Origin of the sequence: Pseudomonas taetrolens (assembly GCF_900475285.1) — a bacterium.
GTDB lineage: Bacteria > Pseudomonadota > Gammaproteobacteria > Pseudomonadales > Pseudomonadaceae > Aquipseudomonas > Aquipseudomonas taetrolens.
The window spans coordinates 1,553,013-1,565,352 of the sequence record NZ_LS483370.1 but is presented as its reverse complement, the minus strand read 5'-3'; the positions used below and the strand labels follow the sequence as shown (position 1 = coordinate 1,565,352).

Below are 12,340 nucleotides of genomic sequence, written 5' to 3'. Positions count from 1 at the left end.
TGGCTTCATTCTTTACGTTGACCGAAAGCGATAAAAAACCATGACTACAGGCTCCGCTCTGTACATCCCGCCTTATAAGGCTGACGACCAAGATGTGGTTGTCGAACTGAACACTCGTTTTGGCCCTGATGCGTTCACCGCACAGACCACGCGCACCGGCATGCCGGTGCTTTGGGTTGCCCGCGCAAAACTGGTCGAAGTACTGACTTTCCTGCGCAACCTGCCAAAACCTTACGTCATGCTCTATGACTTGCATGGTGTGGACGAACGTCTACGTACCAAGCGTCAGGGCCCGCCATCGGGTGCAGACTTCACCGTCTTCTACCACCTGATGTCGCTTGAACGTAATAGTGACGTAATGATCAAGGTCGCCTTGTCCGAGAGCGACCTCAGCGTACCGACCGTGACCGGTATCTGGCCGAACGCCAACTGGTACGAGCGCGAAGTCTGGGACATGTTCGGTATCGACTTCAAAGGTCACCCGCACCTGTCGCGCATCATGATGCCGCCGACCTGGGAAGGTCACCCGCTGCGCAAGGACTTCCCGGCCCGTGCCACCGAGTTTGACCCGTACAGCCTGACCCTGGCCAAGGTGCAGCTGGAAGAAGAAGCCGCGCGTTTCCGCCCGGAAGACTGGGGCATGAAGCGTTCCGGCGAAAACGAGGACTACATGTTCCTCAACCTGGGCCCGAACCACCCTTCGGCTCACGGTGCCTTCCGTATCATCCTGCAGCTGGACGGTGAAGAAATCGTCGACTGCGTGCCAGACGTCGGCTACCACCACCGTGGTGCCGAAAAAATGGCCGAGCGCCAGTCCTGGCACAGCTTCATCCCGTACACCGATCGTATCGACTACCTCGGCGGCGTGATGAACAACCTGCCGTACGTGCTGTCGGTCGAAAAGCTGGCCGGCATCAAGGTTCCGGATCGGGTCGATACCATCCGCATCATGATGGCCGAGTTCTTCCGTATCACCAGCCACCTGCTGTTCCTGGGTACCTATATCCAGGACGTGGGCGCCATGACCCCGGTGTTCTTCACCTTCACCGACCGTCAGCGTGCCTACAAGGTAATCGAGGCCATCACCGGCTTCCGTCTGCACCCGGCCTGGTACCGCATCGGTGGCGTTGCCCACGACCTGCCGAACGGCTGGGAGCGTCTGGTCAAGGAATTCATCGACTGGATGCCCAAGCGCCTGGACGAATACCAGAAAGCCGCTCTGGACAACAGCATTCTGCGTGGCCGTACCATCGGCGTTGCCGCCTACAACACCAAAGAGGCCCTGGAATGGGGCGTCACCGGTGCCGGCCTGCGTTCGACCGGTTGCGACTTCGACCTGCGCAAGGCACGTCCGTACTCGGGCTACGAGAACTTCGAATTCGAAGTCCCGCTGGCAGCCAATGGTGACGCCTACGATCGTTGCATCGTGCGTGTCGAAGAAATGCGCCAGAGCCTGAAAATCATCGAGCAGTGCATGCGCAACATGCCGGCCGGGCCGTACAAGGCGGATCACCCGCTGACCACGCCGCCGCCTAAAGAGCGCACGTTGCAGCACATCGAGACCTTGATCACGCACTTCCTGCAAGTTTCGTGGGGCCCGGTCATGCCGGCCAACGAATCCTTCCAGATGATCGAAGCGACCAAGGGCATCAACAGTTATTACCTGACGAGCGATGGCGGCACCATGAGCTACCGCACCCGGATTCGTACTCCAAGCTTCCCGCACCTGCAGCAGATCCCTTCGGTGATCAAAGGTGAAATGGTCGCGGACTTGATTGCGTACCTGGGTAGTATCGATTTCGTTATGGCCGACGTGGACCGCTAAGCATGAACAGCACGCTTATCCAGACAGACCGTTTCGCCCTGAGCGAAACCGAGCGCTCGGCCATCGAGCACGAGATGCATCACTACGAAGACCCGCGCGCGGCGTCTATCGAAGCCCTGAAGATCGTCCAGAAGGAACGCGGCTGGGTACCGGACGGTGCGGTATACGCCATCGGCGAACTGCTCGGCATCCCGGCCAGCGACGTTGAAGGGGTGGCCACGTTCTACAGCCAGATCTTCCGTCAGCCGGTTGGCCGTCACATCATTCGCGTGTGCGACAGCATGGTCTGCTACATCGGTGGCCACGAATCCGTGGTCAGCGAAATCCAGACCAAGCTGGGCATCGGCCTGGGCCAGACCACTGCAGACGGCCGCTTCACGCTGCTGCCGGTGTGCTGCCTGGGCAATTGCGACAAAGCGCCGGCGTTGATGATCGACGACGACACATTCGGTGACGTGCAGCCTGCTGGCGTCGCCACGTTGTTGGAGGGCTACCCATGAGCCTGACTTCTTTCGGTCCTGCCAACCTGATCAAGCGTTCGGCAGAGACCCATCCCCTGACCTGGCGTCTGCGTGACGACGGCGAGCCGGTATGGCTCGACGAATACCAGGCCAAGGACGGTTACGCGGCGGCGCGCAAGGCATTTGCCGACATGGCGCAGGACGATATCGTCCAGACCGTCAAGGACGCCGGCCTTAAAGGTCGAGGCGGTGCAGGCTTTCCCACGGGTGTGAAGTGGGGGCTGATGCCTAAAGACGAATCCATGAACATCCGTTACCTGCTGTGTAACGCCGATGAAATGGAGCCCAACACCTGGAAAGACCGCATGCTGATGGAGCAACTGCCCCATCTGCTGATCGAAGGCATGCTGATCAGCGCCCGCGCGCTGAAAACCTACCGTGGCTATATCTTCCTGCGTGGCGAATACACCACCGCTGCCGTGCACCTGCGTCGTGCAGTGGAAGAAGCCAAGGCAGCCGGTCTGCTGGGCAAGAACATTCTGGGCAGCGGCTTCGACTTCGAGTTGTTCGTTCACACCGGTGCCGGGCGTTATATCTGCGGTGAAGAAACCGCACTGATCAACTCCCTCGAAGGCCGTCGTGCCAACCCGCGTTCCAAGCCGCCGTTCCCGGCAGCCGTGGGCGTGTGGGGCAAGCCGACCTGCGTGAACAACGTCGAAACCCTGTGCAACGTGCCGGCCATCATCGGCAACGGCGTTGACTGGTACAAATCCCTCGCTCGCGAAGGCAGCGAAGACCACGGCACCAAGCTGATGGGCTTCTCCGGCAAAGTGAAGAACCCTGGCCTGTGGGAACTGCCATTCGGCGTGACCGCACGCGAGCTGTTCGAGGATTACGCCGGTGGCATGCGTGATGGCTTCAAGCTCAAGTGCTGGCAACCAGGCGGTGCCGGCACCGGCTTCCTGCTGCCCGAGCACCTGGACGCACAAATGTATGCCGGTGGCATTGCCAAGGTCGGCACCCGTATGGGTACCGGTCTGGCCATGGCCGTGGACGACAGCGTCAACATGGTCTCGTTGCTGCGCAACATGGAACAGTTCTTCGCTCGCGAATCGTGCGGCTTCTGTACCCCTTGCCGTGATGGCCTGCCCTGGAGCGTCAAGCTCTTGATGTCCATCGAAAACGGCGAAGGTCAGCCCGGCGATATCGAGACCCTGCTGGGTCTGGTGGGTTTCCTCGGCCCGGGCAAGACCTTCTGTGCTCACGCACCGGGTGCCGTGGAGCCATTGGGCAGCGCGATCAAGTATTTCCGTCCAGAGTTCGAAGCCGGTATTGCGCAAGCAAAACCTGGCGTTCCTCCCCTGGCACGCCCGATTGTAATCGGCGCGTAACACTTTGAAGGAGGGTGGCCCGTGCCGCCCTCTGATCGTTCGATAACGCCGTAAGGCTGAGTTGTTTCGAACGCATAACAAGATTCCATTAGCCACGCCCGCTGACACCGGGCCAACGAAGACCTTTGAACCATGGCCACTATCCACGTAGACGGCAAAGATCTCGAAGTCGATGGGGCAGACAACCTGTTACAGGCGTGTCTGTCGCTAGGGCTCGATATCCCGTATTTCTGCTGGCACCCAGCCCTGGGCAGTGTTGGCGCTTGCCGCCAATGCGCCGTCAAGCAGTACACCGACGAGAACGACAAGCGTGGTCGTATCGTCATGTCATGCATGACTCCGGCCACCGACGGTAGCTGGATCTCCATCGACGACGAAGAAGCGAAAGTATTCCGCGCCAGCGTCGTTGAATGGCTGATGACCAACCACCCGCACGACTGCCCCGTGTGCGAGGAAGGCGGTCATTGCCACCTGCAAGACATGACCGTGATGACCGGCCACAACGAGCGCCGTTATCGCTTCACCAAGCGTACCCACCAGAACCAGGAACTCGGCCCGTTCATTTCCCACGAAATGAACCGCTGCATTGCCTGCTATCGCTGCGTGCGTTTCTATAAAGACTACGCCGGCGGTACTGACCTCGGTGTATTCGGTGCCCACGACAACGTGTACTTCGGGCGCGTTGAAGACGGCGTGCTCGAAAGCGAGTTCTCGGGCAACCTCACCGAAGTCTGCCCGACCGGTGTGTTTACCGACAAAACCCACTCCGAGCGCTACAACCGCAAGTGGGACATGCAGTTTGCGCCAAGCATCTGCCACGGTTGCTCCAGCGGCTGCAACATCAGCCCGGGCGAACGTTATGGCGAGCTGCGCCGCATCGAAAACCGCTTCAACGGTTCGGTCAACCAGTACTTCCTGTGTGACCGTGGCCGTTTCGGCTATGGCTACGTCAACCGCACCGATCGTCCACGTCAGCCGCTGCTGGCCGACGGCACCAAACTGAGCCTCGACGCTGCACTGGACAAGGCCGCTGACCTGCTGCGCGGGCGCAACATCGTCGGTATCGGTTCGCCTCGTGCCAGCCTCGAAAGCAACTACGCGCTGCGCGAACTGGTCGGTGCCGAGCATTTCTACTCGGGCATCGAAGCCGGTGAACTGGAGCGCATCCGTCTGGTGCTGCAAGTTTTGAAAGACAGCCCGCTGCCTGTGCCGAACATGCGCGAGATCGAAGATCACGACGCCATTTTCGTCCTCGGCGAAGACCTGACCCAGACCGCCGCCCGTATGGCGCTGTCGCTGCGTCAATCGGTCAAGGGCAAGGCTGAAGACATGGCTGACGCCATGCGCGTTCAGCCATGGCTTGACGCTGCGGTTAAAAACATCGGTCAGCACGCGCTGAACCCGCTGTTTATTGCCAGCCTGGCCGAAACCAAGCTCGACGACGTCGCTGAAGAATGTGTACACGCCGCTCCGGATGACCTGGCGCGCATCGGTTTCGCCGTGGCCCACGCCATCGATGCCAGCGCACCTGCCGTCACCGGTCTCGACGCCGAGGCCCTGGAGCTGGCCAAGCGTATCGCTGACGCCCTGCTCGCAGCCAAGCGTCCGCTGATCATTGCCGGTACTTCCCTGGGCTCCAAGGCCCTGATCGAAGCCGCAGGCAACATCGCCAAAGCCCTGCACCTGCGCGAAAAAGCCGGTTCCATCAGCCTGGTCGTGCCGGAAGCCAACAGCCTTGGCCTGGCCATGCTCGGCGGCGAATCGGTAGACGCCGCGTTGCAAGCCGTGATCGACGGCAAGGCCGACGCCATCGTGGTGCTGGAAAACGATCTGTTCACCCGCGTTGATGCCATCAAGGTCAATGCTGCGCTGGACGCCGCAAAAGTGGTGATCGTGGCCGACCATCAGAAGACGGCGACCACCGACCGTGCCGACCTGGTACTGCCGGCCGCCAGCTTCGCCGAAGGCGACGGTACCCTGATCAGCCAGGAAGGCCGCGCCCAGCGCTTCTTCCAGGTGTTCGACCCGACTTATCTGGACGCCAGCATTCTGGTCCACGAAGGCTGGCGCTGGTTGCACGCCCTGCGCAGCACCCTGCTGAACAAGCCGGTTGACTGGACCCTGCTCGACCACGTCACTCAAGCCACTGCTGCAAGTACGCCTGCTCTGGCCCGCATCGTCGATGCCGCGCCGTCTGCTGCGTTCCGCATCAAGGGCATGAAACTGGCCCGCGAACCGCTGCGTTACAGTGGCCGTACCGCGATGCGCGCCGATATCAGCGTGCACGAGCCGCGTACCCCGCAAGACCCGGACACCGCGTTCGCGTTCTCGATGGAAGGTTACTCGGGCTCCGTTGAACCACGCCAGCAAGTACCGTTCGCCTGGTCGCCGGGCTGGAACTCGCCACAAGCGTGGAACAAGTTCCAGGACGAAGTCGGTGGTCACATCCGCGCTGGCGACCCGGGCACACGCCTGATCGAAAGCACAGGCGATTCGCTGACCTGGTTTGCCAGCATTCCGGGCGCTTTCAACCCGGCGCGTGGAACCTGGCAAGTGGTGCCGTTCTATCACCTGCTCGGCAGTGAAGAGAACTCTTCGAAAGCCGCGCCGGTTCAAGAACGCATTCCGGCCGCTTATATCGCACTGGCCAAGTCCGAAGCCGACCGCCTGGGTGTCAACGATGGCGCCCTGCTGAGCCTGAACGTTGCTGGTGTGACCCTGCGTCTGCCGCTGCGTATCAATGAAGAGCTGGGTGCAGGTCTGGTGGCATTGCCAGCAGGACTTGCCGGCATTCCGCCTGCAGTCTTTGGCCTTACCGTTGACGGATTGCAGGAGGCAGCCCAATGACCTGGTTTACGCCTGAAGTGATCGACGTGATTATCTCGGTGGTCAAAGCCGTGGTGATCCTGCTCGCCGTAGTGGTTTGCGGCGCGCTGCTGAGCTGGGTTGAACGTCGCCTGCTGGCCCTCTGGCAGGACCGTTACGGTCCGAACCGCGTAGGCCCGTTCGGCGCGTTCCAGATCGCAGCCGACATGATCAAAATGTTCTTCAAGGAAGACTGGACGCCACCGTTTGCCGACAAGGCGATCTTCACCCTGGCGCCGGTTGTGGCCATGAGCGCGTTGCTGATCGCCTTTGCCATTATCCCGATCACCCCGACCTGGGGTGTGGCGGATCTGAACGTCGGTATCCTGTTCTTCTTCGCCATGGCCGGGTTGTCGGTCTATGCGGTGCTGTTCGCCGGCTGGTCGAGCAATAACAAGTTCGCCCTGCTGGGTGCCTTGCGTGCCTCGGCCCAGACCGTGTCGTACGAAGTGTTCATGGGCCTGGCGCTGATGGGCATCGTGGTGCAGGTTGGCTCGTTCAACATGCGCGACATCGTTGAATACCAGGCACAAAACCTGTGGTTCATTATTCCGCAGATCTTCGGTTTCCTGACTTTCTTCATTGCTGGCGTGGCCGTGACTCACCGTCACCCTTTCGACCAGCCGGAAGCGGAACAGGAACTGGCCGATGGTTACCACATTGAATACGCCGGCATGAAATGGGGCATGTTCTTCGTCGGTGAATACATCGGGATCGTGTTGATCTCGGCACTGCTGGTAACTTTGTTCTTCGGTGGCTGGCACGGGCCTTTCGGCATCCTGCCGCAGATCCCGTTTATCTGGTTCGCCCTGAAGACCGCGTTTTTCATCATGATTTTCATCCTGCTGCGCGCTTCGATTCCGCGCCCACGGTATGACCAAGTGATGGACTTCAGCTGGAAGTTCTGCCTGCCGCTGACCCTGATCAATTTGCTGGTGACCGCCGCAGTCGTGTTGTTGAACACGCCCGCCGGCGCGGTTCAGTGAGGATAGAAACCCATGTTCAAGTATCTGTTTGACATCGTGCATGGCACCTACACCCAGCTTCGCAGCTTGGTGATGGTATTTGGCCATGCCTTCCGCAAGCGCGACACGCTGCAATACCCGGAAGAGCCGGTGTATCTGCCACCGCGCTACCGTGGCCGTATTGTCCTGACCCGCGACCCGGACGGCGAAGAGCGCTGTGTAGCCTGCAACCTGTGCGCCGTGGCGTGCCCGGTGGGCTGCATCTCGCTGCAAAAAGCCGAAACCGAAGATGGCCGCTGGTACCCGGAGTTTTTCCGCATCAACTTCTCACGCTGCATTTTTTGCGGCCTGTGTGAGGAAGCCTGCCCGACCACCGCGATCCAGTTGACCCCGGATTTCGAAATGGCCGAGTTCAAACGTCAGGATCTGGTGTACGAGAAAGAAGATCTGCTGATCTCCGGCCCCGGTAAGAACCCTGATTACAACTTCTATCGTGTTGCAGGTATGGCCGTTGAAGGCAAGCCGAAAGGCGCTGCCCAGAACGAAGCCGAGCCCATCAACGTGAAGAGCTTGCTGCCTTAAGGAAGAACGATGGAATTCGCTTTCTATTTCGCATCGGGTGTCGCTGTTGTGTCCACGCTCCGCGTGATCACCAACACCAACCCTGTGCACGCCCTGCTCTACCTGATTATTTCGCTGATTGCCGTGGCGATGACGTTCTTTAGCCTGGGTGCACCGTTTGCCGGTGTACTCGAAGTGATCGCCTACGCCGGCGCCATCATGGTGCTGTTCGTGTTTGTGGTGATGATGCTCAACCAGGGCCCGGCCTCGGTGACGCAAGAACGCCATTGGCTCAAGCCTGGCATCTGGGTCGGACCGACCATTCTGTCCGCCCTATTGCTGGCCGAACTGCTGTACGTGCTGTTCGTTCAGCCAAGCGGTGCGGCAATCGGTCAAACCACCATTGATGCAAAAGCCGTGGGCATCAGCCTGTTCGGCCCGTATCTGCTGGTGGTCGAACTCGCCTCGATGCTGTTGCTTGCTGCAGCCGTGACGGCGTTCCACTTGGGCCGTACTGAGGCGAAGGAGCAATAACATGCCAGGAATACCTCTCGAACATGGCCTCGCGGTAGCGGGCATCCTGTTCTGCCTCGGCCTGGTTGGCCTGATGGTCCGTCGCAATATTCTCTTCGTGTTGATGAGTCTGGAAATCATGATGAACGCCTCTGCTCTGGCATTCATCGTGGCCGGTGCACGCTGGGCTCAGCCGGATGGACAAGTCATGTTCATCCTGGTGATCACCCTGGCAGCTGCCGAGGCCAGTATTGGCCTGGCAATCCTGCTGCAGCTGTATCGCCGCTTCCATACGCTTGATATCGATGCTGCCAGTGAGATGCGCGGATGAACCTTCTCTTTCTGACTTTCGTATTCCCCCTGATCGGCTTTTTGCTGCTGTCGTTCTCCCGTGGACGCTTCAGTGAAAACCTCTCGGCCCTGATCGGCGTCGGCTCCATTGGCCTGTCGGCCATCGTTGCCGCGTATGTGATCTGGCAATTCAACGTCGCACCGCCTGAAGGCGGTCACTACACGCAAGTGCTGTGGCAGTGGATGTCGGTGGAGGGCTTCCAGCCCAACTTCGCCCTCTACCTCGACGGCCTGTCGGTGACCATGCTCGGCGTGGTAGTGGGCGTAGGCTTCCTGATCCACGTGTTTGCCTCCTGGTACATGCGCGGTGAAGACGGCTACTCGCGCTTCTTTGCCTACACCAACCTGTTTATCGCCAGCATGCTGTTCCTGATCCTGGCCGATAATCTGCTGTTCGTGTACTTCGGCTGGGAAGGCGTGGGCCTGTGCTCCTACCTGTTGATCGGTTTCTACTACAGCAACCGCAACAACGGTAACGCGGCACTCAAAGCCTTCATCGTGACCCGGGTCGGCGACGTGTTCATGGCCATCGGCCTGTTCATCCTGTTCCAGCAGTTGGGCACGCTGAACATTCAAGAGCTGCTGGTTCTGGCACCTCAGAAGTTCCAGGCCGGTGATTTCTGGATTGTGCTGGCCACCCTGATGCTGCTGGGCGGTGCTGTCGGTAAATCGGCACAACTGCCGCTGCAAACCTGGCTGGCGGATGCCATGGCCGGCCCTACCCCGGTTTCGGCACTGATCCACGCCGCAACCATGGTAACTGCCGGTGTGTACCTGATTGCCCGTACCCACGGCCTGTTCGCCCTGGCGCCGGACGTGCTGCACCTGGTCGGCATCGTCGGTGGTGTGACCCTGGTGCTGGCCGGTTTTGCTGCCCTGGTGCAAACCGACATCAAGCGAATCCTCGCCTACTCGACCATGAGCCAGATCGGTTACATGTTCCTGGCACTGGGCGTAGGGGCATGGGACGGTGCGATCTTCCACCTGATGACCCACGCCTTCTTCAAGGCCCTGTTGTTCCTTGCTTCCGGTGCGGTGATCGTTGCCTGCCACCACGAGCAGAACATCTTCAAGATGGGCGGCCTGTGGAAAAAACTGCCACTGGCCTACGCCAGCTTCATCGTGGGTGGCGCGGCATTGGCTGCCCTGCCGCTGCTGACCGCCGGTTTCTACTCCAAGGATGAAATCCTCTGGGAAGCGTTCGCCAGTGGTAACAACGAGCTGTTGTATGCCGGTCTGGTGGGTGCGTTCATGACCTCGCTGTACACCTTCCGCCTGATCTTCATCACCTTCCACGGTGAAGCCAAGACCGAAGCCCATGCAGGTCACGGTGTGACCTACTGGCTGCCGCTGAGCGTGCTGATTGTGCTGTCGACCTTTATCGGCGCCATGATCACCCCACCGCTGGCGGGCGTGTTGCCACAAAGCGTGGGTCATGCCGGCGGCGAAGCCAAGCACAGCCTGGAAATCGCCTCGGGCGCCATTGCCCTGGCCGGTATCCTGCTGGCAGCCCTGCTGTATCTGGGCAAACGCCGCTTTGTGACGGCTGTTGCCAACAGCGGCGTGGGTCGCTTCCTCTCGGCCTGGTGGTTCGCCGCGTGGGGCTTCGACTGGCTGTACGACAAACTGTTCGTCAAACCGTACCTGTTGATCTGCCGCTTGCTGCGCAAGGATCCGCTGGACCAGACCATTGGTTTGATCCCGCAGATGGCCAAGGCCGGGCATAACGCCCTGAGCCGCAGCGAAACCGGTCAACTGCGTTGGTACGCTGCTTCCATGGCCGCCGGTGCTGTACTGGTCATGGGCGCCATCGTACTGGTAGCGGTCTGATATGAACCTTCGACTTTGCGAAAGGAATTGAGCCCGTCATGATTCTGCCTTGGCTAATCCTGATCCCCTTTATCGGCGGCCTGCTGTGCTGGCTGGGTGAGCGCTTCGGCCCTACCCTGCCACGCTGGATTGCGTTGCTGACCATGTCCCTTGAGCTTGCCCTCGGCCTTTGGCTGTGGTCCCAGGGGAATTACACACTGGCACCTGCGCCGGGCGCCGATTCGGCCTGGGCGCTGGAGTTCCAGCACACCTGGATCGCACGCTTCGGTATCAGCGTGCACCTGGCGCTGGACGGCCTGTCGCTGCTGATGATCCTGCTCACCGGTTTGCTCGGTGTGCTCTCGGTACTGTGTTCGTGGAAAGAAATCCAGCGTCACGTGGGCTTCTTCCACCTGAACCTGATGTGGATCCTGGGCGGTGTGGTGGGCGTGTTCCTCGCCATCGACCTGTTCATGTTCTTCTTCTTCTGGGAAATGATGCTGGTGCCGATGTACTTCCTCATCGCGCTCTGGGGTCACAGTTCTTCGGACGGCAAGAAAACCCGCATCTACGCTGCGACCAAGTTCTTCATCTTCACTCAGGCTTCCGGCCTGATCATGCTGGTGGCGATCCTGGGCCTGGTGCTGGTCAACTTCAACCAGACCGGCGTGCTGACTTTCAGCTACGCCGAGTTGCTGAAAACCAAGATGTCGCTCACCACTGAGTACATCCTGATGCTCGGCTTCTTCATTGCGTTTGCGGTGAAGCTGCCGGTGGTGCCGTTCCACTCCTGGTTGCCGGATGCCCACGCACAGGCGCCAACCGCCGGTTCCGTCGACCTGGCCGGTATCCTGTTGAAGACCGCTGCGTATGGTCTGCTGCGTTTCGCCTTGCCGCTGTTCCCGAATGCTTCGGCCGAGTTTGCGCCGATTGCCATGACCCTGGGCCTGATCGGGATTTTCTACGGTGCATTCCTGGCCTTCGCGCAAACCGACATCAAGCGCCTGATCGCGTTCTCCAGCGTTTCGCACATGGGCTTCGTACTGATCGGTATCTACTCCGGTAGCCAGCTGGCGCTGCAAGGTGCCGTGATCCAGATGCTGGCCCACGGTGTTTCAGCTGCTGCGCTGTTTATCCTCAGCGGTCAGCTGTACGAGCGTCTGCATACCCGCGACATGCGCGAGATGGGCGGCCTGTGGTCGAAGATCGCTTACCTGCCGGCCATCAGCCTGTTCTTTGCAGCCGCATCGCTGGGCTTGCCGGGGACCGGTAACTTCGTCGGCGAGTTCCTGATCCTGATCGGCTCGTTCGCCAGCTTCCCGTGGATCACGGCAATTGCCACCACCGGCCTGGTATTCGGCTCGGTCTATTCGCTGATCATGATTCACCGCGCCTATTTCGGCCCTTCCAAGTCGGACGCTGTCCTGGCCGGCATGGATGCACGTGAACTGATCATGGTGCTCGGTCTGGCGGTATTGCTGGTGCTCATCGGCGTCTATCCGCAACCGTTCCTCGATACCTCCGCTGCGACCATGCATGGCGTGCAGCAATGGCTCGGCACCGCCTTCACTCAACTCGCTTCGGCCCGGTAAGAGCGCT

At 60.1% G+C, this 12,340-nt stretch carries 10 protein-coding genes; all 10 read left to right on the top strand.

The genetic code is table 11. From position 1 onward, the window contains the following. Positions 1-40: 40 nt before the first annotated feature. The 10 genes from nuoC (at position 41) to nuoM (ending at position 12,333) form a co-directional block, all read left to right on the top strand. On the top strand, positions 41-1,825 hold the full coding sequence (gene nuoC / locus DQN55_RS07510) for an NADH-quinone oxidoreductase subunit C/D (protein WP_048382488.1): 1,785 nt from the start codon (positions 41-43) through the stop codon (positions 1,823-1,825). A 2-nt stretch (positions 1,826-1,827) separates the two neighbouring features. Continuing rightward, positions 1,828-2,325 (top strand): NADH-quinone oxidoreductase subunit NuoE, encoded by a 498-nt coding sequence (gene nuoE, locus DQN55_RS07505; RefSeq protein WP_048382487.1) that lies wholly within the window; start codon positions 1,828-1,830, stop codon positions 2,323-2,325. Beyond that, positions 2,322-3,677 (top strand): NADH-quinone oxidoreductase subunit NuoF, encoded by a 1,356-nt coding sequence (gene nuoF / locus DQN55_RS07500; RefSeq protein ID WP_048382486.1) that lies wholly within the window; start codon positions 2,322-2,324, stop codon positions 3,675-3,677. Before nuoE ends, nuoF begins: the two co-directional genes overlap by 4 nt. A gap of 132 nt (positions 3,678-3,809) precedes the next feature. Then, positions 3,810-6,524: an NADH-quinone oxidoreductase subunit NuoG gene (gene nuoG, locus DQN55_RS07495; protein ID WP_048382485.1), complete on the top strand. Its 2,715-nt coding sequence runs from the start codon at positions 3,810-3,812 to the stop codon at positions 6,522-6,524. Beyond that, the gene (gene nuoH, locus DQN55_RS07490; protein WP_048382484.1) at positions 6,521-7,528 is read left to right on the top strand and encodes an NADH-quinone oxidoreductase subunit NuoH; all 1,008 of its coding nucleotides are present in this window, start codon (positions 6,521-6,523) and stop codon (positions 7,526-7,528) included. Before nuoG ends, nuoH begins: the two co-directional genes overlap by 4 nt. A gap of 12 nt (positions 7,529-7,540) precedes the next feature. Then, positions 7,541-8,089 carry an NADH-quinone oxidoreductase subunit NuoI gene (nuoI, locus tag DQN55_RS07485; protein WP_016780194.1) on the top strand — a complete coding sequence of 183 codons (549 nt, stop codon included), beginning with the start codon at positions 7,541-7,543 and terminating at the stop codon, positions 8,087-8,089. A gap of 9 nt (positions 8,090-8,098) precedes the next feature. After that, the gene (nuoJ, locus tag DQN55_RS07480; RefSeq protein ID WP_048382483.1) at positions 8,099-8,602 is read left to right on the top strand and encodes an NADH-quinone oxidoreductase subunit J; all 504 of its coding nucleotides are present in this window, start codon (positions 8,099-8,101) and stop codon (positions 8,600-8,602) included. A gap of 1 nt (position 8,603) precedes the next feature. Next, entirely contained in the window at positions 8,604-8,912 is a 309-nt protein-coding gene (gene nuoK / locus DQN55_RS07475; protein WP_048382482.1) for an NADH-quinone oxidoreductase subunit NuoK, read from the top strand. Continuing rightward, positions 8,909-10,762: an NADH-quinone oxidoreductase subunit L gene (gene nuoL / locus DQN55_RS07470; protein ID WP_048382481.1), complete on the top strand. Its 1,854-nt coding sequence runs from the start codon at positions 8,909-8,911 to the stop codon at positions 10,760-10,762. The genes nuoK and nuoL overlap by 4 nt, the downstream gene beginning before the upstream one ends. Before the next feature lie 38 nt (positions 10,763-10,800). Beyond that, positions 10,801-12,333, top strand: a complete 1,533-nt coding sequence (nuoM, locus tag DQN55_RS07465; RefSeq protein ID WP_048382480.1) for an NADH-quinone oxidoreductase subunit M — start codon at positions 10,801-10,803, stop codon at positions 12,331-12,333. Positions 12,334-12,340: the final 7 nt, after the last annotated feature.